Raw genomic sequence first — 23,801 nt, forward strand, 5'->3', positions numbered from 1 at the left:
ACAATGATCACCCCCCTGAAGCTCACGGAGGACTATATTGCTGCGCGTGATTTACGAGCCAGCACGGAGAGGATCTACCGTATCTCGGCCAACATGCTAACTGAACACTTTGGCAGCACCCCAATCGAGGAAATTGATCATTTAGCGATCCTCGCATGGAGAAAAAAGAGACTTGGTGATGGTCTGAGTAAGCGCAGCTGGAATACCTACTCCAGCCATCTGCGCACCGTTTGGAATTTTGCCATCGAGCATGGTTTCCTAACTCATACCACCGTCAACCCTTTCAAGAAAACTGGCGTGATCCCAGCCAAACGAGGCAGCAAGACTGTCAGCAATGACGCGATACAACGTGCACGCCAGTGGTTGAATGCACTTGAGAGGGAGGAGCGCTGCACACTCGAACGTAGCCAAATTACACCCGCCTGGTTCTGGCTCGCCGTCTTCGAGGTGTTTTATTACACCGGAATTCGCCTCAATGCCTTGCTGTGCCTACGCGTCAAGGATATTGACTGGAACGGCCAGATGATTTTGATCCGTGGCGAAACCGAAAAAACTCATCGAGAATTTTCAGTTCCAATCATGGAGGGGCTCGCTCCTCACATTTTCAAGATTCTTGAGGAAGCAAGAAAGCTAAGATTTGCACCGAACGATCAGTTGTTCAACGTCAACCGATTTTCACGCCATTATCACGGCAAGGAAATGAACATCGACCAAGTGGAGGCGATGTACCGCAAGCTGACCACCAAAACCGGCGTACGGATGACACCTCACCGCTTCAGGCACACCCTTGCCACAGACCTGATGAAACAGCCAGAACGAAACATCCACCTAACAAAAAGCCTACTGAACCACTCAAATATAGCGACAACGATGAGCTACGTTGAGGTCGACCAGAACCTCTTACGTGCGACTTTGCATGACCGAAGTCTTGCTCAAGGGGCGTTAAGGCGCGTAAGGCGGGTCGACTATAGCGGGACCGCACAGCAATTACCGCCTCAAATGTGTCTACCGTCCCCTGAGACAGTCAATCGCCTGCCGGAGAGCAAGGTATTGCAACAGCAAACACAGAGGTTTGCAGGGATCAATGCTGATCAGCGAGTCAAATCGAAGCGTAACGTTCTGCAGCAAGCGCTCGAGCTGGCATCGGCGCAGCTACATTGCACCCTCAACTCACCAGCCATAGACCCAGCTGTAGATCCTACAGATCAAAGTCTATTGTTGACGCTGATGGCGAATGGACTAGGCCTTGGTACGCTTAAGAAACACTTTGCCGCAGAGCCAGCGATAGGATTTTCATCGTTCTCCAAAGCGTCACCATAGCCCCCTCCTTCAAGCGTTAAGACCCGCTCCTACAGTGACTTCTGGATAGCCAGAGGCTTTCGACTGCCTGTGACAAATATTTTGGGATATTACGCCCAAAGTTTGGATGTCAACGGGGACTCTCAAGCCCCAGAAACGAAAAAAGGCGCCATAAAGCCGCCTTTTTTCGTGAAATGTGGTCGGGGTAGGGGGATTCGAACTCCCGACATCCTGCTCCCAAAGCAGGCGCGCTACCGGACTGCGCTATACCCCGGCATGCGCATCGGAGTACCGATGCACATTGACATCATGCGACAACAAAACTACTGTTTGCCGCAGACGGCTGCATGTCGATCGAGTAGATGTTGCTCAATTCCGCCCTTCTAAACACACATCCGCTTTGAAAATGGTGGGTCGTGTGGGATTCGAACCTACGACCAATTGGTTAAAAGCCAACTGCTCTACCAACTGAGCTAACGACCCGCTGTGTGGTGGCGCGTATAATACTGATTTCTAACGGGAATTCAACACCCTATATGAAAAAAATCAAAAATAAGGTGTTGGGTCGCTGATCCCGGCCGCGCGGAAGCCATCCGCACGCAGGCGGCAGCTATCGCATTTGCCGCAAGCGCGGCCGTCGTTGTCCGCCTGATAGCAGGAAACGGTCAGTCCGTAGTCGACTCCCAAGCGCACTCCTGCCTTGATAATCTCGGCCTTGCTCAGGTTCTGCAGCGGGGCCTGGATACGAAAGCCCTGCCCCTCAACCCCGGCCTTGGTCGCCAGGTTGGCCATGCGCTCGAAAGACTCGACGAACTCTGGGCGGCAATCCGGGTACCCCGAGTAATCCACCGCGTTGACACCGATGAAGATGTCCCGCGCCTCCAGGACTTCCGCCCACCCCAGGGCCAGGGAAAGAAATACGGTGTTGCGCGCAGGGACGTAGGTAACGGGAATACCTTCGCTGGGCGCTTCCGGCACATCGATGGAGGCATCGGTCAACGCGGAGCCGCCGATACCGTTCAGATTGAGGCCTATGACCTTGTGCTCCACCACGCCCAGATTCCGGGCCACTCGCTCCGCCGCCTGTAGTTCAGCACGATGGCGCTGGCCGTAATCGAAACTCATGGTGTAGCAGCTATAGCCATCGGCCCTGGCCATCGCCACCACAGTGGCCGAGTCCAGGCCACCGGACAGGAGAATTACCGCGCGTTTTTCAGCTGTTGCTTGGTTCAATACTGATTCAGTCATTTCAGCGTCCTGGCTCATCGTTCCAAAGGTATTTATGTAGCTGCAGTTGCAAGCGTACTGGCAGGTTGTCCGCCACGATCCAGTCAGCCAGATCGCGTGCATTCAGATCGTGGTGACTTGGCGAAAACAACACTTCGCCAGCACGTTGCTCAAGACGGTACTGGATCAACTTGGACACTGCCCAGTCATAGTCCTCGCGGGAGCAGATGACAAACTTGACCTGATCATTGGCGGTCAGCAGCTCGATGTTCTCGTAGCGATTTCGATGCGCTTCCTTGGAGCCGGGGGTCTTCAGGTCCAGGACTCGACTGACTCGCACGTCCACGGCCGATATGTCCAGGGCACCGCTGGTCTCCAGCGATACCTCATAACCGGCGTCACATAGCTTCTTGAGCAGGGGAATGGCATTAGGCTGGGCCAACGGCTCGCCGCCGGTGACACAGACATAACGCGGGCGGAACCCGGCTACCTGCTCAAGCAGGCTGTCGAGGGTTCGTTGGGTACCGCCATTGAAGGCATAGGCGCTGTCGCAGTATTGGCAACGCAGCGGACAACCGGTCAGGCGCACAAAAACCGTAGGCAGCCCGGCAGTCCGAGTTTCCCCCTGCAACGAGTAGAAAACTTCGGTGATTCTCAATGTGTCTTGCATATTCGCCACGGGCGTAACAGCTAAACAGGCTGTCCGCCTCCGTCAGGCACCTCAAGGAACCCCGCCATCGCGTAGATCCCAGGAAGCGTATTTCATAAAAGGGCGTGGATTCTAACGAAAAAACCCGCGACAAGCGCGGGTTTCTTGTAAACATGAGCTGAACGCTTACATGCGTTGCAAGTCTCGTTGCGCCAATTGAGCGGCAGAGGTCCCCGGATACTGGGCCACAACCTGCTGCAGGATACCCTTGACGCGGTCGGTATGACCCAGGCGACGCTCCACGTCGGCCAGCTTGTACAGCGAGTCAGGCACCTTGGCGTGCTTTGGATAAAGCTGGGACACCTTGGCAAATGCCTGGCCGGCACCTTGCAGGTCACCCTTGGCCAGGTTCACTTCACCCAACCAGTACTGGGCGTTGCCAGCATACTGGCTGTTGGGGTACTTGCGCAGGAATGCCGAGAAGGCCTGGCTGGCCTTGTCGAAATCCTTTGCCTTGATCAGGTCGAAGGCAGCATCGTAATAGAGCTTTTCCTTGGCCGGATCCCCCGGTTCACTACTGGCAGCTGGTGCTTGAGTAGCAGCCCCGGCCGCGGCAGCAGCGGCATTGCCACCAGCTGAAGAATTCTCAGGAGTCGCGGCAGGTGCAGCACCGCTTCCTATGCGCCGATCAAGATCCTGGTAACGCTCCAGGCTTTCTTGCTTCATGCGCGCTACATCATTTTGCAGAACTTCAATCACACCTTGCTGCCGTGCAATCTGCTCCTGCATTTGCTGCAGTTGCTGGAACAGCTCGCCCTGTGCCGAGACAGGGGTCGAAACCCCTCCCCCGGCATAGGCGCCGTTCGTGCCATAACCCGCTGGTGGATAACTGCTCCCGCTATTTCCATAGCCAGAGTTGCTATCGACCACAGGAACCGCAGACCACGCCGCAAGCGGCGTGAGACTGAGAGCCAAAATAGTTACAGCACGACGGCACGTTCGCATGACGAATTACTTACGCAGTTCGACGCGACGGTTTTGAGCCCAGGACTGCTCGTCGTGGCCAGTGGCAACTGGACGCTCTTTACCGTAGGAAACCAGCTCCAGCTGAGCTGGGGAAACACCTTGCAGTACCAGGTAGCGCTGAACGGCTTTCGCACGACGCTCGCCCAGAGCCATGTTGTACTCACGAGTACCACGTTCGTCGGTGTTGCCTTCCAGAACAACGCGAGCGCCGTTACCTTTCAGGTCCTTGGCGTGAACGTCCAGAGCGCGCATGGCTTCTGGCTTCAGGTCCGAGCTGTCGTATTCGAAGTAGAAGGTGGTGATTGCGCGCAGAGCTGCTTCTTCGCTCAGGGAGCCATCAACAGCACCAGTGTTAGCGCCGTAACCAGCGTTTGGATCAACAGCGCCTTCACCAGCGTTGTCGCCGCCTTTGGAGGAGCAACCTACAGCCACAGCCATGGCCAGAGCCAGCGCAGCAAACTTACCAAACTTCAACATTTCCATCGTGAAACTCCTAATGAACCCCAGTGTGTTAAGTGAAACATTGTAGCGCCGCGTCAGTTCAGGTAAGGGGACCAGGACGGTTCTCTGACTTCGCCTTGAGCGGTAGGAAGCGGGAGCCTCACACGTCCATTAATGGACACGAGCATCAAGACTCCCCGGCCCTGCTGGCGGGTGGCGTAGATTACCATGGTGCCGTTGGGCGCAACAGTAGCTGACTCATCTAGGTTAGTGTCTGTAAGGATTTTTACGCTACCGCGCTGCAAATCCTGAGCCGCTACCCGGAAGTTGGTGAAACCGTCCTGGCGGTGAATCATTACCAGGGTCTTTTCGTCAGCAGAAAGTTTCGGGTTGGCGTTGTAGTTACCGATAAAGGTCACACGCTCGGCACCACCGCCATTGATGTTGCTTTTATATACCTGCGGTTTACCACCGCGGTCGGAAGTGAAGTAGATGGTCGAACCATCCTTGCCCCAGAACGGCTCGGTATTGATGCCCGGTCCACTGGTCACACGACTGATCTGGCGCGAAGCCATGTTCATGACATAGATGTCCGGGTTACCGTCCTTGGACAGCACGAACGCCAGGCGGCTGCCATCCGGCGACCAGGCTGGCGCGCCGTTGAGGCCTTCGAAGTTGGTGATCTGCTCGCGACGACCCGTGTCGATATGCTGTACGAAGATGCGCGGACGCTTCTGTTCGAACGACACATAGGCAATGCGCTTGCCATCGGGGGCAAAGCGCGGCGACAGGATCGGCTCGCGAGACTGCAACAAGGTCACTGCCCGAGCACCGTCGTAGTCCGAACGTTGCAGGGTGTAGCGAGTGTTGTTCACCGAAAAGCGCTCGGCGGTCACGTACAGCAGGCGCGTGGAGAACGCACCCTTGATGCCGGTGAGCTTCTCGAAGGACTGGTCGGAGATGTAGTGCGACATGTCTCGCAACTGATCAACGCCGCCAGAAACACTGCCAGTCAGCACCTGTTGTTCGGTAGCCACGTTGAACAGCGCGTACTGCACCTGCAGGCGGCCACCGGCCGGCACGATGCTGCCAACCATTACGTACTGGGCGCCCAGGGCCTTCCAGTCACGGAAAATGACTTCGCTGGCCTGGGTCGGCAAGCTGATCATGTTCTGCTTTGGAATCGGCGCGTAGTAACCGGAGTTACGCAGGTCGTCACCGATGATCTGCGCCATGTCGTCCGGCAGCACGCTGCCGCCCTGCCAGCCGAAGGGTACAACCGCGATCGGCGTCGCCCGGTCACTACCGCTGGTGACCAGAATGTTTTTTTCATCCGCTGCCGCTATCCCTGCCATACAGCAAATAACGACAAGCATTCCTCGAAGAAGGTTTCTCACAAGGCTAGATCCTCAGGTGTGAATGTCATCTTGAATGAACGATAGGGAGCGAAGTCCTTCGGACTCAGACCCTGCATTTCTGTCAAACGCCCAATGTTCTTGACTGCCGCCACCGCCGAGGCGTCGAACGGGCCGTCTCCACTGGACTTGATCACGCTGACCGTAGTCACCGTACCATCAGGCAACATGCCGATACGCAGCTCCACTGTCATACCCTTGCGCGCCGAAGGAGGACGAGCCCAACCTTCTGCTGCACGAATACGAATCAGGTCGTCGAAACTGCCCGCGACGCTATCACCGACTTCATCCGATTTCGTGGCCTCACGCTCCGGCTTGTCGGAAAGCAAGTCCGCCAGGGCCTGGGCCTTTTTCTCTTCGGCAGATTTACGTGCTGCTTCCTGGGCCTTTTTCTTCGCGGCGTCGGCGGCAGCCTTCTTCTTCGCGTCTTCGGCGATCTTTTTCTTCGCCTCGTCAGCTTCTGCTTTTTTCTTGGCGTCTTCCGCGGCTTTCTTCTTCGCGTCTTCGACGATTTTCTTCTTCGCTTCTTCAGCGGCCTTTTTCTTGGCCTCTTCTTCAGCGGCTTTCTTGGCTTCTTCCTCGGCTTTCTTCTTGGCTACATCGGCCAGTTGCTTCTCTTCGGCCTTTTTCGCCTCGGCGGCTTTCTTGGCCTCGTCAGCCTTTTTCGCCTCGTCGGCTTTCTTGGCCTCGTCGGCCTTCTTCGCTTCCGCGGCTTTTTGGGCAGCCTCTTCTTTCTTTTGTTCCGCAGCCTTGATCTCTTCCTGCTCGACCTTCTTCTGCTCCAACTGCTCGGCTTCGGTCTGGCGCGCGGCGGATTTCTTCGCCTCACCCGCAATCTTGTGATTGGTCTGGGTGGTCGCTGGACTCTTCGATTTCAGCTGATACAGGGTCGCCTGGACGATCGGCTTGGCCGGCGGTAGCTCTGGCGTCATGGCAAAGCTGACAAACAGCATGCCGAACACCAGAACATGAAGGGCAATTGCCCAGACGCTAGGCCAGAAGTAGCTTTCCGAAGCGGACGGCTCTCGCTGTTGCTGCATCAGGGCGCCTCGGTAATCAAGCCAACGTTGCCGACGCCAGCTTTCTGCAGGCCGCCCATGGCACCCATCACGGCGCCGTAGTCGACGGATTTGTCCCCGCGAATGAACACCTGGGTGTGCTTGCCGCCTTCGTTACCGGCACGGATGATCTTGGTCACCGCGTCGGTCATCTGCGGCAAGGTCATTGCCTTGTCCTGTTGCTTGTCGGTATCGACTTCACTGCCAAGGTTCCAGTAGTAGGTCTTGTCAGCCTTGATCGAGATGGTCAGCACCTGGGTGTTGTTGTCCTGGGGCAAGGCTTCACTGGAAACCTTGGGCAGGTCGACTTTCACACCCTGGTTGAGCATCGGCGCGGTCACCATGAAGATGACCAGCAGTACCAACATCACGTCGATGTAGGGCACTACGTTCATCTCGGCAACCGGCTTGCGTTTGTGGCGAACTCGGGCCATTGGGTCTACCTGCTCACTCTTCGCTGGTGTGCACTTTACGGTGCAGGATCGCCTGGAATTCGTCGGCGAAGGTGTAGTAACGGCTGATCAGCGTCTCGCCACGGGCGGAGAAACGGTTGTAGGCGATCACTGCCGGGATGGCCGCGAACAAGCCGATGGCAGTCGCTACCAGGGCTTCGGCGATACCCGGGGCCACGGTGGCCAGGGTCGCCTGCTGTGCGGAAGCCAGGCCGCGGAAGGAGTTCATGATCCCCCACACGGTACCGAACAGACCGATGTACGGGCTGACCGAGCCCACAGTGGCCAGGAACGGCAGGCTCTGCTCGAGCTTCTCTTCTTCACGGGAGATCGCTACGCGCATCGCACGAGCCACGCCTTCCATCACGGCCTCGGGTTCGACGCCCGGCTGCTGGCGCAGGCGGGAGAACTCCTTGAAACCAGCACGGAAGATCTGCTCGACACCGGAGTCCGGGTCAGGGTTGCTGCCGGCCTGGCGGTACAGCTTGGACAAGTCGATACCGGACCAGAAGCGCTCCTCGAAGCTCTCCAGGGCACGTCGACCAGCGCGCAGCAGGTTGCTGCGCTGAAAGATCATGATCCATGAAGTCACCGATGCGGCCACCAGGGTCAGCATTACCAACTGCACTACAACGCTGGCATTGCTGACCAGGCTCCACATGGAGGAATGGTCGACGACGTTAGCTTCCACGCTTTATCTCCTGCTCTGAGTGTGTACCCGCGCTGCCCTCGTCGGCAAAGGCCGTACGCAGAGCGTCTGGAATAGCGCGGGGTTTGAAATTGTCGGCGCGCACACAAGCCACCAGGAACTGCCCCTCACAGAGCAGCACATTGTCCGAGAACCGCCTGACCTGCTGGGTGAAACGTAGGCTGGCCCGATTCAACTCGGTGACCTGGGCACTGACCAGAAGCTCATCGTCCAACCGCGCCGGCGAGTGATAACGCGCTTCGCTGGAATGCACGACGAATAACAGGTTCTCCCCCACCAACTGCGACTGGGCAAAGCCCAAATGTCGTAGCCGCTCGGTTCGAGCCCGCTCCATAAACTTAAGGTAATTAACGTAATACACGATACCGCCGGCATCGGTGTCCTCGTAATAAACGCGACAACGATGTGCGAACGGCTCAAGCCCGTTTTGCGCGCGCATACTCTAGTGCTTACTCCTCAGGTTGCCAATCCAGCCAAGCAACTGTTTTTTCATTCTTGAACGACTTTTCGTGCAGTTTTAACGATGTCCGCCCGTAGGACAGCACAAACCCCGATTAAGTCGGTGCAAAGCGAGCGATCAATCGTCCATGGCATCGAGGAATTCGTCTACCGCGGGCATGTCTCCCAATCGTGACGGAATATTTAGCCCGAAATGCAGGTACGCATGTCGGGTCACCACTCGCCCACGAGGGGTTCGCATGATGTAGCCCTGCTGGATCAGGTACGGTTCCAGCACATCCTCGATGGTATGACGCTCTTCACTGATCGCCGCGGCCAGGCTGTCGACCCCGACCGGACCGCCGTCGAACTTCTCGATCATGGTCAACAATAGACGCCGGTCCTGATGGTCAAAGCCACGTTCGTCGACATCCAGCAGATTCAATGCCAGGTCGGCAACAGCCTTGGTGATGTGCCCCTTGGCCCGGACTTCAGCGAAATCACGCACCCGGCGCAAAAGACGGTTGGCGATCCGCGGCGTGCCCCTGGCTCGCCGGGCCACCTCGACGGCGCCTTCCGGGTCCAGCGGCAAGCCGAGGATGCCAGCGGAACGCCCAACGATGGTCGCAAGATCCGCAACGCTGTAGAACTCCAGGCGCTGGACGATACCGAAACGATCCCGCAGCGGGTTGGTCAGCATGCCCGCACGGGTCGTGGCTCCCACCAGGGTGAAAGGCGGCAGGTCCAGCTTGATCGAACGCGCCGCCGGCCCTTCGCCGATCATGATGTCGAGCTGGAAGTCCTCCATGGCCGGATACAGCACTTCCTCGACGATCGGCGACAAACGATGAATCTCATCGATGAACAGCACATCGTGAGGCTCGAGATTGGTCAATAACGCGGCCAGATCCCCGGGACGCTCCAAGACCGGTCCGGAGGTGCTCTTGATCGAGACCCCCATTTCCTCTGCGATGATGTTGGCCAGGGTGGTCTTGCCCAACCCGGGAGGCCCGAAGATCAGCGTATGGTCCAGGGATTCGCTGCGCCCACGGGCCGCCTGGATAAACAGCTCCATCTGTTCGCGCACGCTGGGCTGGCCGATATAGTCGGCCAGGCTGACCGGACGAATCGCCCGGTCCTGGACTTCCTCGCGCTCACGGGGGCCCGTAGCGGCGATCAGACGATCTGCTTCTATCACTTAAATCATCCCCTTCAGGGCTCGGCGGATCATGTCTTCACTACTCAAGCCTTTTTCCTTGATCGCGGATACCGCCTTGCTGGCTTCCTGCGGCTTGTACCCCAGGGAAATCAGTGCACTGACCGCATCCGACTCGGCGCTGGCCACGGGCATCGGCGCATCCGGCTGGTTCGGCACCAGGGCGAACATGCTCGGCACCGCCTCCCAGGCCTTGAACCGATCCTTGAGCTCGACCAACAGACGCTCGGCGGTTTTCTTGCCGACCCCCGGCACCTTGGTCAAGGCCGAGGTGTCCTGGGCTTGCACGCAGCGCACCAGCTCATCCACTTCAAGACTGGACATCAGGGCCAGGGCCAGCTTCGGCCCGACACCATTTAGACGGATCAACTCGCGAAAAAAGTCTCGCTCGCGCTTGCTGGCGAAACCGTAGAGTAACTGTGCGTCCTCACGCACGACCAAATGGGTGTGCAAGGTCAGGGGTTCGCCGACCGACGGCAGGCGATACAAGGTGGTCATGGGTACTTCGACTTCATAACCCAAGCCGTTGACATCGAGAATCAGGTGCGGCGGCTGTTTCTCAGCCAGGGTGCCGCGCAAGCGTCCAATCACGTATCGATCCTTAAGGCGATGGCCAGCACGGGGCTGGCGACTCACTGAACAAGGTCAGCGCCGATTACTCAGGCACATGACACCCGCTCCTAAAATGACTGCGCTGATGCTATCAGAGACGCAATCGACCGCCACGACTGCGTGCCGTTCCCAGGCCATGGGGCAACAAGCTGGAACGGGTATGGGAATGGCAAATGGCAATCGCCAGGGCGTCCGAGGCGTCGATCTGCGGCTTGGCTGTCAACTTGAGCAGATGCATGACCATCATCTGCACCTGCTCCTTATTAGCGCCGCCAGTGCCCGCCACCGCCTGCTTCACCTGTGTCGCCGTGTATTCGGCAATCTCCAGCCCCTCTTCGGCCCCGGCGACGATGGCCGCCCCCCGAGCCTGCCCGAGCTTCAGGGCCGAATCGGCATTGCGCGCCATGAATACCTTCTCGATGCCCATGGTCACCGGACCGTAGGTCTGGATCACCTCACGAACCCCGCGATAAACGATCTGCAAGCGCTCATGCAGTTCGCCAGCGCCGGTACGAATGCAGCCGGAGGCCACATACACGCAACCCCGCCCGGTGTCTTGAACCACGCCATAACCGGTAATGCGTGAACCGGGGTCGATGCCAAGAATTAGAGTCATAAGGCCTGCTGCTGAAATGAAAAGGCCGACCGTTCAGGAACGGAACGGCAAAAAAACGGAAGCCGGAGGCACCCTGCCGCGTAATGATCACGGCGTTGCGCATCCGGCTTCAAGAGCGGCGCTGCTGGATCAACCAAGCTGGGCGGCGACCGACTCCGGAATATCCGCATTGGAGTAGACGTTCTGCACGTCATCCAGGTCTTCCAGCATGTCGATCAGCTTCAAGACCTTCTCGGCACCTTCCAGGTCCAGCTCGGCGCTGGTGGTGGGCAGCATGACGATTTCCGCATCTGCAGCCTTGAAACCAGCAGCTTCCAGGGCATTGCGCACGCCATAGAAACCAGCGAACGAGGTAAACACATCGACCGAACCGTCATCATTGCTGACCACGTCGTCGGCATCGGCCTCCATGGCCGCTTCCATCAATGCATCCTCGTCGACACCTTCGGCGAAGGTGAGCTGGCCCTTGCGCTCGAACAGGTAGGCAACCGAGCCATCGGTACCCAGGTTGCCGCCACACTTGCTGAAAGCATGACGAACAGCCGCCGCCGTACGGTTGCGATTGTCGGTCATGCATTCGACCATGACCGCTACACCATTGGGACCATAGCCCTCATAGGTCAGCTCGACCACATCGTCGCTACCGGCAGCACCAGTACCACGGGCGATGGCCCGGTCGATGATGTCGCGACTCATGTTGGCGCCCAGGGCCTTGTCCAGGGCCAGGCGCAGGCGTGGATTGGAACCGGGTTCGCCACCGCCCTGACGGGCCGCGACAGTCAGCTCACGAATCCACTTGGTGAAGATCTTGCCTCTCTTGGCATCCTGACGCTCTTTGCGGTGCTTGATGTTCGCCCACTTGGAATGACCTGCCATAACTTGCTCCAAATTCTCTTTGAAACATTGCCTGCACCACCACTAGGTGAACCGGCAACAAAAACTCTTCCCCATAGAAAAAGCGCACCCGAAGGTGCGCCTTGTCGGGCCGGCTTACTCAGCCTTGGGCTGTTCGCGCAAGCGGATATGCAGCTCGCGCAGGGCCTTGGCGTCCACCAAGCCGGGTGCCTGGGTCATGACGCAAGCCGCGCTCTGGGTTTTCGGGAAGGCGATCACTTCGCGAATCGACTGGGCGCCAGTCATCAGCATCACCAGGCGATCCAGGCCGAAGGCCAGGCCACCATGGGGTGGAGCGCCGTACTTCAGGGCGTCCAGCAGGAAGCCGAATTTCTCTTCCTGTTCCGCTTCATTGATACCCAGCAGGCGGAACACCGCTTGCTGCATTTCTTTACGGTGGATACGGATCGAACCGCCGCCGAGCTCAGTACCATTGAGGACCATGTCATAAGCACGCGACAGAGCACCAGCAGGGTTGGCCTCGAGTTCTTCAGGCGAGCACTTCGGCGCGGTGAACGGATGGTGCAGCGCAGTGAAGCTGCCATCGTCGTTCTCTTCGAACATCGGGAAGTCGACGACCCACATCGGCGCCCATTCGCAGGTCAGCAGGTTCAGGTCGTGGCCGAGCTTGATACGCAGCGCACCCAGGGCCTCGCTGACGATCTTGGCCTTGTCGGCGCCGAAGAACACGATGTCGCCATCGACGGCACCGACACGATCGAGGATCACGTTCAGGTTGGCTTCCGGAATGTTCTTGACGATTGGCGACTGCAGGCCCTCGACGCCCTTGGCGCGCTCGTTGACCTTGATGTACGCCAGGCCCTTGGCACCATAGATGCCGACGAACTTGGTGTAGTCGTCGATCTGCTTGCGCGGCATGCTCGCCCCGCCAGGTACGCGCAGGGCTGCGATACGGCATTTAGGGTCGTTGGCCGGGCCGCTGAATACCTTGAACTCCACTTCCTTGAGCTGGTCGGCAACGTCAACCAGTTCCAGGGGAATGCGCAGGTCCGGCTTGTCCGAACCATAGCGACGCATGGCCTCCTCGAAGGTCATGTGCGGGAACTCGCCGAACTCCAGACCCAGCACTTCCTTGAACAGGTTGCGGATCATGTTCTCGGTCAGGCCCATGATGTCTTTTTCATCGAGGAAGCTGGTTTCGATGTCGATCTGGGTGAATTCAGGCTGACGGTCGGCGCGCAGGTCTTCGTCGCGGAAGCATTTGGCGATCTGGTAGTAACGATCGAAGCCGGCCACCATCAACAGTTGCTTGAACAGCTGAGGCGATTGCGGCAGGGCGAAGAAGCTGCCGGCATGGGTGCGGCTCGGTACCAGGTAGTCGCGGGCACCTTCAGGGGTGGCGCGGGTCAGGATCGGCGTCTCGACGTCCAGGAAGCCGTTCTCGTCGAGGAAACGACGGATGCTGGTGGTCATGCGCGAGCGCAGGCGCAGCTTCTCGGCCATTTCCGGACGGCGCAGGTCGATGAAGCGATAGCGCAAGCGGGTCTCTTCACCCACGTCGGAGTATTCGTTGAGCGGGAACGGCGGGGTTTCCGCCTCGTTCAAGACTTCCAGCTCGTAACCCAGGACCTCGATCATGCCCGAGGCCATATTGGCGTTGCCGGCACCTGCCGGACGCAGGCGCACCTTGCCGGTGATCTTGACTACATATTCACTGCGCACACGGTCGGCAGCGGCGAAGGTTTGCGCACGATCCGGATCGAACACCACCTGGGCCAGGCCTTCACGATCACGAATATCGAGGAAAATCACCCCGCCGTGGTCACGACGACGGTGGACCCATCCGCAAAGGGTTACTTCCTGACCTTCCAGGCCTTCGTTCAGTTGGCCGCAATAATGGCTGCGCATCATGGTAGTGGTTTCACTTCTCGTAATTCGAAATTCGATGGAGGCCTTGCGCACCCCTCGGGTGCCAGATAGTGCAAGAACTCGCGCGTGTCGTTCAACTTAGTCAGCTTTGTCGCCACCGGCCAGATTCTTCTTGGAGCCGGTCTTGAAGTCGGTTTCATACCAGCCGGTGCCACTGAGGCGGAAACCCGGCATGGATAGCATCTTTTTCAACTCAGGCGCCTGGCATGCAGGGCAATCGACCAGCGGCGCGGCGCTGATCTTTTGAATGGCTTCCAACTGATGGCCACAGGAAGCGCATTGGTAGTCGTACATCGGCATGGGGACGTCTCGGCAATCCAGATTACGGCTTGATACAGGCAGAGCCCATGCCAAGGCTCGGGCTACGTAGCAAAGAGCGGGATTATATCCATTAAATCGGCCCTGTGCAGCCGTATGCCCCGATAACGTACGCAGCCTAAGAGGCGAATGGCGCGATGAGCGCCATCCGCCATGAACGACCTAGGGATTTTCCAGCAGGGAGCGCAACATCCATGCAGTTTTTTCATGCACTTGCATGCGCTGGGTCAGCAGGTCCGCGGTAGGCTCATCGCTGACCTTGTCCAACAGAGGAAAGATACCGCGAGCCGTACGGGTCACTGCTTCCTGCCCGCTGACCAGTTGCTTGATCATTTCCTCCGCCGCCGGCACTCCCTCCTCCTCCTTGATGGAGGACAACCGGGCATAGATGGAATAGGCACCCGGGGCAGGAAAGCCCAACGCCCGGATACGCTCGGCGATCAGGTCGACCGCCAAGGCCAGTTCGTTGTATTGCTCTTCGAACATCAAGTGCAGGGTACGGAATTGCGGGCCGGTGACGTTCCAATGGAAATTATGGGTTTTCAGATACAACACGTAAGTGTCCGACAGTAGACGGGACAGACCATCGACGATGGACTTGCGATCTGCTTCGCTGATACCGATATCAATTGCCATGTTTCTCTCCGTTGACCAGATGAACCAATCCATTCAGCTGCCGGACCACTCTAGCAAGGACAGGACCTGCCCGCTGCCGCGCAGCCCGCGGCAGGTTGCCTCGGGACCAGGCCCATGGGTGAAGAATGGCCAGGGCTGAAACGGATCTGACCGCAAGAAAAATTCGCTGTTCCTTGGACGATCCAGCAACGCCCCAAGAAACGGGCCTTTGCCTGATTGTCCGATCCATTTCCGACCACGGACGACGAGCCGCCTCGCGGAACAACGCGGCTGATTTGAGAAGGCCTGGGCTTTGCGGTTAAATAGAGCCCGTGTCGTTGTTGCCTATTTCTTCGGCCAGCGCGCATAGGCTGACACCGCGCACGAACCTGCCGCCTCATCTATTTTTTCAGAAGCGAACCGTGCGCGATCAGCTCTTCCTTGTGCTCCTTCTTAACGTGAGTTGATCAAAATGTTGAAAATTGTCCACTTGTTGACAGGACTTGCAGCCTTGCTGCTGTCCTTGATTCCGAGCCTTAGATCCGACGCGGTTCCCTACCTACAACAACCCGATGCTCTTTACCTGGCCCTTTTCGGCCTGCTCAACCTGGTCCTGGCCCCAGTTATTCCGCACTGGAACAAAGGCCCTCGCCATCACTTGCAGAACCTGGTCAGCGCCCTGCTGGTCCTGGTGGTCGTCCTGCAAACCCTCACCCTCCTGGCTCCGATGCCAGTGATCGGTGACCAGCCAGCTGTGCTGGTCAGCCTGCTGACTGCCCTGTTTGCAGTGGCGCTGCACCTGGCCGTGAGCTTCTACAAATCGTCACCCGCGGCTTCTTCTGCACCGGTCTACGACATGAGCAATCGTGATACGGGTACCGTGAAGTGGTTCAACACCTCCAAGGGCTTCGGCTTTATCTCCCGGGACTCCGGCGACGATATCTTCGTGCACTTTCGCGCCATTCGCGGAGAAGGCCATCGCGTCCTGGTAGAAGGCCAGCGCGTGGAGTTCTCGGTGATGAACCGTGACAAGGGCCTGCAAGCCGAAGATGTCATTGCTGCATTGCCCCGCCGCTGATCACAGGCCATAAAAAAACCGCGCCAAGGCGCGGTTTTTTTATGGCTCTGGCGACAACCCCGCCACCTTAATAATGAGGCGGCGGCGCATCTTCCTCAAAGACCCCGAATTGCCCAAGCATCTCCTCCTGGCGCTTGAGTAGCGCAGCCATCTGCAATTGCAGGCGCTCCACCCTCTTTTGCTGTGCCACCAGCTCATCATTCAAGGCTTGGATGGTGTCATCCTGGAACGCCAGGCGACTTTCCAGATCGGTTACGCGCTCTTCCAGCTCCATGCCTCAGTCCTCCAGAAACCGGAAATCATCGGTCAGCACCACTCGCAACCGTTCGCGGACCTGTTCGATCTGCTCTGCCGTGTAGGGTTTTGCCGGATGCTTGCCCCAAACCGGGGCCGGCCAGGCGGCATCGTCACGTTTACGCACGATCACATGCATGTGCAACTGGCTTACCACATTGCCCAAAGTCGCCACATTCAACTTGTCGGCATCGAACGAGTCCTTGAGCAGCTCGGCCAGGGCTGTGGTTTCCTGCCATAGCTGACGTTGATCCGTGACATCCAGTTGAAACAACTCGCTGATATCTTCGCGACGCGGCACCAGGATAAACCAAGGATAGTTTGCATCATTGGACAGCAGCAGCCGGCAAAGGGGGAAGTCCCCGATGAGTACTGTGTCTTGCTGCAGTCGTGAATCTAAAGTGAACACCGCGCTTACTCCCGCTCCGCTCATTCCTGCCTGGCGTCAAGTATTACTGACATGGACCAGGCGACAGAGACGCAGCATACCTGTGAACGCCTCACGCTTCATGACCAATGAGCCAGCGACCTCTCCTCAATTTGGCAAGGAGCCAGTTCATGCGGTCAATGCGCCCCAAAGCAGGACATTTTGCAAAGCCCTGCACCATTTGCCCACACCACTTCAGAGTCGCTCGCAAGGACACTCGCCAAGTCCTTGATAGCCAGTGCCGTTTACGCACCTGACGGTATGAACAGGGGCAACGTCATCCAAAAGTTTTGCACCGAAATCGGACAACGGGTCTACGCTGAGTACCCCAAGCATCCGCCGTTTACTCACTTTGCAGTGTGCGTCGGTAACATTTTGTCTGGCTGTGCAACTTATTGCACACCACTGCCTCATGCAGGCAGCGACGTCAAGCCAAGCGAAAACTCATTCCGAGCGACGGTTTTATGCGGTTTTTACAGACTCCTTTACCGTCTGGAGCAAAAAACACTTGGCGATTTGGTTTTGTGCACGCTTGTTGCATCCAGCCCGACACCGTCTGCGAGGGATGAGCGAAAGTGAAACCTTAAAGACTCATGATAATAGCGGCAGGGCTGCCCAAAAGTACTTTGAAAGTGTTTGTCTGGAGGGTTCTTTCCCTCCTTGCAATCCTCCGAAGAGCACTATTGAAGTTGTCAGTCCGGATACATTCCGGCTGAAGGATTGCGACACCGATCAAGCAATTTGCGACAGGGTCGTAAAGAAGCTGAAAGGATAGATAGGCAAGTATCGCCAATATTGTCAGCGTGATATAAGTTTGCGCCGACACAAAAAGAAAGAGCCGCCCAAATAAAAATACAGGTGGGACGGCAGTACTCTTCTAAAAACCAAAGGAGCAAATCACGATGCGCGTGATGAAGTGGAGCATGATCGCCCTGGCTGTATCTGCAGGGACCTCGCAGTTCGCAATCGCGTCTTCCCAAGACGACTCGAAAGGCTTTTTCGAAGATCAGAGCCTGAAGTCCAAGACTCGTCTGGAATACATGAACCGCGACTACAAGAACGGTGCCGGTAACATCGCCAAGCCCGGTGGTGGCTACAAGAGCGGCTATCGCCAGGACACCGGCATCAGTGAACTGCTGACCTACGAATCGGGCTTCACCCAAGGCACCGTGGGTGTCGGTGTGGACGCCATGGCCATGGGCGCAGCCCGCCTGGACGGCGGTGCAGGCCGTGCCGGCAACGGTCTGTTCGCAGTCAATGGCGACGGCCAACCGGAAAAGACCCAGTCCAAGACCGGTGCAGCCATCAAGTTCCGCATCTCCGACACCACCCTCAAGTACGGTCGTCAGTTCGTCGCCAGCCCGGTATTCGCCACTGACGATAGCCGCCTGTTGCCGGAAGTGGCCGAAGGTACCCTGATCACCAGCAAGGAAATCAAGGGCCTGGAACTGAATGCTGGTCGCTTCACCGCACTGAGCAAGCAGACCGGTATGGGCAAGGACAGCATCGGTGGCGTGGCTGACGAGAATGGCAACGGCGCCAAAGGCCTGCCTTCGGCGAACATCTTCGGCGCAACCTATGCCTTCACCGACAACTTCACCGGCACCCTGGCAGCCTCCAAGGTCGACCAGTACTTCAAGAAGCAGTACATCAACCTGAACTACACCTTGCCGATCGCTGAATCGCAGTCCCTGAACTTCGACTTCAACGGCTACAAGACCGAAGGCGACAAGCGTGGCGACCTGGTCGACATGATCGGCGACGGCCGCACGGGCGTGGATAACAAACTGTGGAGCCTGGCAGCAGCGTACAGCCTCGGCGCGCACAAGTTCACCCTGGCCCACCAGCGCTCCAGCGGCGACAACGGCTACTACTACGGCGTTGACGGTAACGGTACGGTCTTCGTGGCCAACTCCATCCAGATCTCCGACTTCGTGGGGCGCGATGAACGTTCCTGGCAAGCACGCTACGACCTGAACATGGCCACCTATGGCGTGCCAGGCCTGAGCTTCATGGCTCGCTACGTGACCGGTGACAACATCTCCACCAACAACGGCCTGGGCGAAGGTAAAGAGAAAGAGTTCAACTTCGAGACCAAGTACGTTCTCCAGGAAGGTCCAGCCAAGGATCTGTCCTTCCGCCTGCGTAGCGCAGTGTATCGCGTCAATAACGCATACAGCGGCTACCAGTCCGATAACAACGATGTACGTATCATCGTGGAGTACCCGCTGAGCATCTTGTAATTCGTTGCCCAGTTGCTTGCGCTAACGCGCAACTCCAATAAAAACCGTCGCCCTGACATCCCAGGGTGACGGTTTTTTTATGCCATCAAAAGTGCAAGCCCTCATCCGCCACTACATAGCAAGCTAATAAATAACATGCTATCGGTAGTTGCCAAAGAACAGCCAACGACTGCAGGCCTTAGTTCGTATCAGACGCATAAAAAACAAGGGGCCGATGGCCCCTTGTCTTGAACAGCACTAGTTGACCGAACGGCCAACTTATGAAGCCACCTTTATTACACGGCGGCTTCCTGAACCACACGAATCACTCGTTGTGGAAACGGGATATCGATACCCGCGGCCTTCAGGCGATCACGCGATAGTTCATTGAACTGGAACATCACATCCCAGTAGTCCGCCGTCTTGACCCACACCCGCAGCGACAAGGTAATCGCGCTGTCACCCAAAGTGGAGACCACCGCGACAGGCGCAGGGTCGGCCAGAACCCGATCATCCTTGGCCAGTTCCAGCAACACTTCACGGGCCTTCTGCAGATCAGCGTCATAATCCACGCCAACGTCGAACACCACCTTGCGGGTCGGTTGACGGTTGTAGTTGGTGATGATGCCGTTGGACAGGTTGCCGTTGGGCACGATCACCGTCTTGTTGTCACCCGTACGCAGGACCGTGTGGAAGATCTGGATGCTATCCACTGTCCCGCTGATACCCTGGGCTTCGATGAAATCGCCCAGGCGAAACGGGCGGAACAAGAGGATCAGCACTCCACCGGCGAAATTCGCCAGGCTGCCCTGCAAGGCCAGGCCAATAGCCAGGCCGGCGGCACCGATGGCGGCCACGAAGGAGGTGGTCTCGACACCGATCATCGAGGCGACGCTGACGATCAGCAGCACCTTGAGCACGATATTGGCCAGGCTGCTGATGAACCCCTGCAAGGCCAGGTCGGCATTGCGCAACGCCAATAGCTTGCCCACCTTGTGAGTCAGCCTGTTGATCAACCACCAGCCAATGGCCAGGGTCACCACGGCCAGCAGCACCCGGCTGCCGTACTCCATGATCATGGGAATCCAGGCTTGGGAAGCCCGGACCAGGTTGTCTACTTCAGCGTTCAAGTCCATCTATTTCTCCAGGTTTCCGTGATTGCGCAGGATGCATGACTGACGGACAGAACGATCGGCTCCATTGGGAGCTCAATCGTTTCTGCCATTGCTCCGGCCTCGGACGCCAATAAGACCTAGAGGTTCCCGGAGAATCCAATCAATCGCGGAAGTTGTTGAACTGCAGCGGCATGCCGAATTCCTTGCCACGCAAGGCCGCGATCGCTTCTTGCAAGTCGTCGCGCTTCTTGCCGGTCACCCGTACTTGCTCGCCCTGGATCGCAGCCTGCACCTTGAGCTTGGCGTCCTTGATGTGAGCGACGATTTTCTTCGCCAGTTCCTTGTCGATCCCTTCCTTGAGCACCGCTTCCTGCTTCATCACCTTGCCCGAGGCATAGGCGTCCTTGACCTCCAGGCACTGCACATCGATCTTGCGCTTGACCAGGGCCAGCTTGAGGATCTCGATCATCGCTTCCAGCTGGAACTCGGCCTCGGCGGTCAGGTTGACGGTCAGTTCCTTGTCCTTGAACTCGAAACTGCCCTTGCCTTTCAAGTCATAGCGGCGGTCCAGTTCCTTGACGGCGTTTTCCACCGCATTGGTGACTTCGTGCTTGTCCAGTTCGGATACCACGTCAAACGACGGCATGTATTCTCTCCAAATAAAAAGGGGCGCCGTTCAGAACATCGAACACGCCCGGCTTGCGGTTAAAATCCGCGCTCATTATAACGGGTCTTTCCCCTCCTTCACCGCACGCGCCCTCAGGGCCTGCCCCAACAGGGTCGAAACTTCATGTCCACCACCTGGCACATTCTCGGCGCCGGCAGCCTAGGCACCCTCTGGGCTACACGCCTGGCACGCGCCGGGCTACCGGTGCGCCTGCTCCTGCGCGACCGGACCCGCCTGCAGGCCTACCAGGCAGCAGGCGGCCTGACCCTGATCGAGCAGGGCCAGAGCAGCCTGCATCCGATTCCCGGCGAGACCTGCGACAGCCCGCAGCCGATCCACCGCTTGCTGCTGGCCTGCAAGGCCTACGACGCCGAAGCCGCCGTGGCCAGCATCGCCAAGCGCCTGGCGCCCGGAGCTGAATTGATCCTGCTGCAAAATGGCCTCGGCAGCCAGGATGCCGTGGCCGCCAAGGTACCTGAAGCCCGTTGCATCGCTGCCTCCAGTACCGAGGGAGCCTTTCGCGATGGCGATTGGCGCGTAGTCTTTGCAGGCCACGGCTATACGTGGCTCGGCGATACCGCCCACCCTGGCGCTCCCATTTGGCTGGACGAACTGGCAGCCAGCGGCATTCCCCATGAATGGACGACCCAGATCCTGACGCGACTGTGGCGCAAACTGGCACTTAACTGCGCGATCAACCCACTGACGGTGTTGCATGACTGTCGCAATGGCGGCCTGCAGCAACACCAGTGCGAGGTAGCTACCCTCTGCATCGAGCTGGGTGAACTGCTGCAATGCTGCGGGCAGCCGGATGCCGCGCAGGATTTGCAACAGGAAGTCGAACGAGTGATCCACGCCACCGCGGCCAATTTCTCATCCATGCACCAGGACGTCGCCAATCGGCGTCGAACCGAAATCAGCTACCTGCTCGGTTATGCCTGCAATGCAGCCGTGCGTCACCAACTGGCCCTGCCTCACCTGCAGCGGTTACAGCAAAGGCTCAAGGATCAGCTGCACTTGCACGGATTGCCCAGCGACTGAGCAGCGGCTACGCTGCCCACTTGCTCATTTCCAGCGATATAGCCGATGCCATTGCGCCAGCGCCTCGAAAACCTGCCGGTAGGCCAAAAGCTCCTCGCGGCCCTGCTTGTCCTGCTGACCACCGTCCTGCTGGTCGCCAACCTGACCTTCATCAGCGCCGCCTACTGGATTTCCCAGGAAAGCATGGCCCCCCAGGCCTTGCAGACCATCGGTCGGCTGGTCTCCAACCCGACCCTGTCGCTCCAGGCGCTGAATTCGCCCCAGGATGCAGAACGGCTTCTCAACGAGCTCGACAGCTACTCGCCCCTGCGGGCGGCGGCCATCTATGACGCCAACGGCCAGCGCATCGCCCAACTGCAACACGGCGATCGCCTCAAGCTGCCCGAGCGCTACCGGCATATCGAGGCCTGGCAACTGACTGAGTTTCGCAGCAACCAGGTGATCCCCCTGCCCCGTCCGGACCAAGCCCCAGGGCACCTGTTGCTGGTGGCCACCAGCGAACTGCCGATGGCCTTCTACACCGGCACCCTGACCGCCAGCCTGGGTATCCTGATCTTCAGCGTGCTGCTATGGCTGATCATCGCCCGGCAGATCAAGCGCCTGATCACCCAGCCGATCCACCAGCTCGAGGAATTGTCGCGCCAGGTGACACGCGAGGAAAACTACGCACTGCGTGCAGCCCGCGGCAACCACGATGAAATCGGCAGCCTGGCGGAAGCCTTCAACACCATGCTGTCGCGAATCGAGGCTAGGGAACAGCAACTCAAGCGCGCCCGGGATGACTCCCAGGCCGCCTACGACCAGGCCCAGGGGCTGGCTGAGGAAACCCGGCACACCAACCGCAAGCTGGAATTGGAAGTCCAGGTACGTAGCAAGATCGAGAAGAAGCTCACCGGCTTCCAGAACTATCTCAACAGCATTATCGACTCCATGCCCTCGGCACTGATCGCCCTGGACGAGCAGTTGTACGTCACCCAATGGAACCAGGAAGCCAGCGCCCTGTCTGGGACCCGCCTGGACGAGGCCCTGAACCAGCCGATCTTCCTGGCCTTCGAACCGCTAAAGCCGTTCTTGCCGCAGCTCAAGGAAACGGTCGAGCAGCATACGGTGACCAAGGTCGAGCGAGTCACCTGGTTCAAGGACGACGAAGCCAAGCACTATGCCCTGACGTTCTATCCGTTGATGGGGGGAGCGGGTCGAGGCGTGGTGATCCGGATCGACGACATCACCCAGCGCCTGTCCCTGGAGGAAATGATGGTGCAGTCGGAGAAGATGCTCTCGGTCGGCGGCCTGGCTGCGGGCATGGCCCATGAAATCAACAACCCTTTGGGAGCGATCCTGCACAACGTGCAGAACATTCGTCGGCGATTGTCGCCCGAGCTGCCCAAAAACCTCGAATATGCACAACTGATCGGCATTGAACTGCAAACGGTCAATCGCTACCTGGAAAGTCGCGAGGTTCCATTGCTACTCGACGGCATCCAGCAAGCTGGAGCCAGGGCCGCGAAGATCGTGACCCATATGCTCAGCTTCAGTCGTCGCAGCAACCGGCAGATGGCTCCCTGCGACCTGCCGGCATTGATCGACCAGGCGGTAGAGATTGCCGGCAACGACTTCGACCTGGCGATCGGCTTCGACTTCAAGGGACAGGCCATCATCCGCCAGTTCGATCCGAGCCTCGGACCGGTCCCGGGCACCGCCAACGAGCTGGAGCAGGTGCTGCTCAACCTGCTCAAGAACGCAGCCCAGGCCATCCATCAGCGCGAAGACGACAGCGAGCCGGGGCGGATCATCCTGCGTACCCGGCTGAATCCACCCTGGGCAGAAATCCAGGTCGAAGACAACGGCGTCGGCATGAGCGAAAGCGTGCGCAAACGCACCTTCGAACCATTCTTCACCACCAAGGAAATCGGCCAGGGCACCGGCCTCGGCCTGTCGGTGTCGTACTTCATCATTACCAACAACCACAAGGGGCAGATGGAAGTGCAATCCACCCGGGGCCAGGGCACCTGCTTCACCTTGCGCCTGCCCCTGGCCAGCAGCCAGCCCCCAGTGCAAGCCCCTCTACCACTGGAGAACTAG

At 58.2% G+C, this 23,801-nt stretch carries 25 protein-coding genes and 2 tRNA genes; 5 read left to right on the plus strand and 22 right to left on the minus strand.

Going from position 1 to position 23,801, the window contains the following annotated elements; translation table 11 throughout:
- Positions 1-6 precede the first annotated feature (6 nt).
- Complete coding sequence (locus ATY02_RS28515; RefSeq protein WP_083236060.1) at positions 7-1,320, plus strand: site-specific integrase; 1,314 nt, start codon at positions 7-9, stop codon at positions 1,318-1,320.
- A 176-nt stretch (positions 1,321-1,496) separates the two neighbouring features.
- Here ATY02_RS28515 and ATY02_RS28520 read toward each other — a convergent pair.
- The 18 genes from ATY02_RS28520 to ATY02_RS28605 all read right to left on the minus strand — a co-directional run bounded on the left by ATY02_RS28520 (position 1,497) and on the right by ATY02_RS28605 (position 14,896).
- Positions 1,497-1,573: transfer RNA gene (locus tag ATY02_RS28520), tRNA-Pro, on the minus strand.
- Positions 1,574-1,706: 133 nt separating this feature from the next.
- Positions 1,707-1,782 (minus strand) — tRNA-Lys (locus ATY02_RS28525).
- 63 nt (positions 1,783-1,845) lie between these two features.
- Positions 1,846-2,547 carry a 7-cyano-7-deazaguanine synthase QueC gene (gene queC / locus ATY02_RS28530; protein WP_068585269.1) on the minus strand — a complete coding sequence of 234 codons (702 nt, stop codon included), beginning with the start codon at positions 2,545-2,547 and terminating at the stop codon, positions 1,846-1,848.
- Between the two features lies 1 nt (position 2,548).
- Positions 2,549-3,196, minus strand: coding sequence for a 7-carboxy-7-deazaguanine synthase QueE (queE, locus tag ATY02_RS28535; protein ID WP_068585268.1), 648 nt, complete (start codon positions 3,194-3,196; stop codon positions 2,549-2,551).
- Positions 3,197-3,361: 165 nt separating this feature from the next.
- Positions 3,362-4,180, minus strand: coding sequence for a tol-pal system protein YbgF (gene ybgF / locus ATY02_RS28540; protein ID WP_068585265.1), 819 nt, complete (start codon positions 4,178-4,180; stop codon positions 3,362-3,364).
- A gap of 6 nt (positions 4,181-4,186) precedes the next feature.
- A complete protein-coding gene (gene pal / locus ATY02_RS28545) occupies positions 4,187-4,684 on the minus strand; it encodes a peptidoglycan-associated lipoprotein Pal (RefSeq protein ID WP_022640504.1) in 498 nt (165 codons plus the stop codon).
- 53 nt (positions 4,685-4,737) lie between these two features.
- On the minus strand, positions 4,738-6,018 hold the full coding sequence (gene tolB, locus ATY02_RS28550; RefSeq protein ID WP_176719813.1) for a Tol-Pal system beta propeller repeat protein TolB: 1,281 nt from the start codon (positions 6,016-6,018) through the stop codon (positions 4,738-4,740).
- Positions 6,019-6,035: 17 nt separating this feature from the next.
- A complete protein-coding gene (gene tolA / locus ATY02_RS28555) occupies positions 6,036-7,097 on the minus strand; it encodes a cell envelope integrity protein TolA (RefSeq protein ID WP_022640506.1) in 1,062 nt (353 codons plus the stop codon).
- The gene (tolR, locus tag ATY02_RS28560; RefSeq protein ID WP_022640507.1) at positions 7,097-7,549 is read right to left on the minus strand and encodes a protein TolR; all 453 of its coding nucleotides are present in this window, start codon (positions 7,547-7,549) and stop codon (positions 7,097-7,099) included. Before tolR ends, tolA begins: the two co-directional genes overlap by 1 nt.
- A gap of 13 nt (positions 7,550-7,562) precedes the next feature.
- Positions 7,563-8,258 (minus strand): protein TolQ, encoded by a 696-nt coding sequence (tolQ, locus tag ATY02_RS28565; RefSeq protein ID WP_022640508.1) that lies wholly within the window; start codon positions 8,256-8,258, stop codon positions 7,563-7,565.
- Positions 8,248-8,715, minus strand: coding sequence for a tol-pal system-associated acyl-CoA thioesterase (gene ybgC / locus ATY02_RS28570; RefSeq protein ID WP_068585259.1), 468 nt, complete (start codon positions 8,713-8,715; stop codon positions 8,248-8,250). Before ybgC ends, tolQ begins: the two co-directional genes overlap by 11 nt.
- A gap of 138 nt (positions 8,716-8,853) precedes the next feature.
- Positions 8,854-9,912: a Holliday junction branch migration DNA helicase RuvB gene (ruvB, locus tag ATY02_RS28575; protein WP_068585257.1), complete on the minus strand. Its 1,059-nt coding sequence runs from the start codon at positions 9,910-9,912 to the stop codon at positions 8,854-8,856.
- Positions 9,913-10,521, minus strand: a complete 609-nt coding sequence (gene ruvA, locus ATY02_RS28580) for a Holliday junction branch migration protein RuvA (protein WP_068585253.1) — start codon at positions 10,519-10,521, stop codon at positions 9,913-9,915.
- A gap of 112 nt (positions 10,522-10,633) precedes the next feature.
- Entirely contained in the window at positions 10,634-11,158 is a 525-nt protein-coding gene (gene ruvC, locus ATY02_RS28585) for a crossover junction endodeoxyribonuclease RuvC (protein ID WP_068585250.1), read from the minus strand.
- Positions 11,159-11,287: 129 nt separating this feature from the next.
- Positions 11,288-12,034: a YebC/PmpR family DNA-binding transcriptional regulator gene (locus ATY02_RS28590; RefSeq protein WP_068585247.1), complete on the minus strand. Its 747-nt coding sequence runs from the start codon at positions 12,032-12,034 to the stop codon at positions 11,288-11,290.
- Between the two features lie 114 nt (positions 12,035-12,148).
- Positions 12,149-13,924, minus strand: coding sequence for an aspartate--tRNA ligase (aspS, locus tag ATY02_RS28595; RefSeq protein WP_068585245.1), 1,776 nt, complete (start codon positions 13,922-13,924; stop codon positions 12,149-12,151).
- A gap of 96 nt (positions 13,925-14,020) precedes the next feature.
- Positions 14,021-14,242, minus strand: a complete 222-nt coding sequence (locus ATY02_RS28600; protein WP_010457489.1) for an FmdB family zinc ribbon protein — start codon at positions 14,240-14,242, stop codon at positions 14,021-14,023.
- Positions 14,243-14,422: 180 nt separating this feature from the next.
- Positions 14,423-14,896, minus strand: coding sequence for a Dps family protein (locus tag ATY02_RS28605; protein ID WP_068585242.1), 474 nt, complete (start codon positions 14,894-14,896; stop codon positions 14,423-14,425).
- Positions 14,897-15,347: 451 nt separating this feature from the next.
- On the opposite strand from ATY02_RS28605, the gene ATY02_RS36435 reads away from it, so the two are divergent.
- Positions 15,348-15,953 (plus strand): cold-shock protein, encoded by a 606-nt coding sequence (locus tag ATY02_RS36435; protein WP_068585239.1) that lies wholly within the window; start codon positions 15,348-15,350, stop codon positions 15,951-15,953.
- A gap of 67 nt (positions 15,954-16,020) precedes the next feature.
- On the opposite strand, the gene ATY02_RS28615 is transcribed toward ATY02_RS36435, so the two are convergent.
- Together ATY02_RS28615 and ATY02_RS28620 are read right to left on the minus strand one after the other, a co-directional pair.
- Entirely contained in the window at positions 16,021-16,227 is a 207-nt protein-coding gene (locus tag ATY02_RS28615; RefSeq protein WP_068585236.1) for a SlyX family protein, read from the minus strand.
- 3 nt (positions 16,228-16,230) lie between these two features.
- Complete coding sequence (locus ATY02_RS28620) at positions 16,231-16,656, minus strand: HIT domain-containing protein (RefSeq protein ID WP_068585233.1); 426 nt, start codon at positions 16,654-16,656, stop codon at positions 16,231-16,233.
- Positions 16,657-17,576: 920 nt separating this feature from the next.
- Here ATY02_RS28620 and ATY02_RS28625 point away from each other — a divergent pair.
- Positions 17,577-18,917, plus strand: coding sequence for an OprD family porin (locus ATY02_RS28625; RefSeq protein WP_068585231.1), 1,341 nt, complete (start codon positions 17,577-17,579; stop codon positions 18,915-18,917).
- 275 nt (positions 18,918-19,192) lie between these two features.
- Here ATY02_RS28625 and ATY02_RS28630 read toward each other — a convergent pair whose 3' ends face one another.
- Positions 19,193-20,032 carry a mechanosensitive ion channel family protein gene (locus ATY02_RS28630; RefSeq protein WP_068585227.1) on the minus strand — a complete coding sequence of 280 codons (840 nt, stop codon included), beginning with the start codon at positions 20,030-20,032 and terminating at the stop codon, positions 19,193-19,195.
- A 139-nt stretch (positions 20,033-20,171) separates the two neighbouring features.
- A complete protein-coding gene (locus ATY02_RS28635; protein ID WP_068585224.1) occupies positions 20,172-20,657 on the minus strand; it encodes a YajQ family cyclic di-GMP-binding protein in 486 nt (161 codons plus the stop codon).
- A gap of 144 nt (positions 20,658-20,801) precedes the next feature.
- Here ATY02_RS28635 and ATY02_RS28640 point away from each other — a divergent pair, with 144 nt between their 5' ends.
- Entirely contained in the window at positions 20,802-21,719 is a 918-nt protein-coding gene (locus ATY02_RS28640; protein ID WP_068585221.1) for a putative 2-dehydropantoate 2-reductase, read from the plus strand.
- A 45-nt stretch (positions 21,720-21,764) separates the two neighbouring features.
- Positions 21,765-23,801: a HAMP domain-containing sensor histidine kinase gene (locus ATY02_RS28645; RefSeq protein ID WP_068585218.1), complete on the plus strand. Its 2,037-nt coding sequence runs from the start codon at positions 21,765-21,767 to the stop codon at positions 23,799-23,801.

The sequence above is a fragment of the Pseudomonas sp. BIOMIG1BAC genome, assembly GCF_001705995.2.
Classification (GTDB): domain Bacteria; phylum Pseudomonadota; class Gammaproteobacteria; order Pseudomonadales; family Pseudomonadaceae; genus Aquipseudomonas; species Aquipseudomonas sessilinigenes.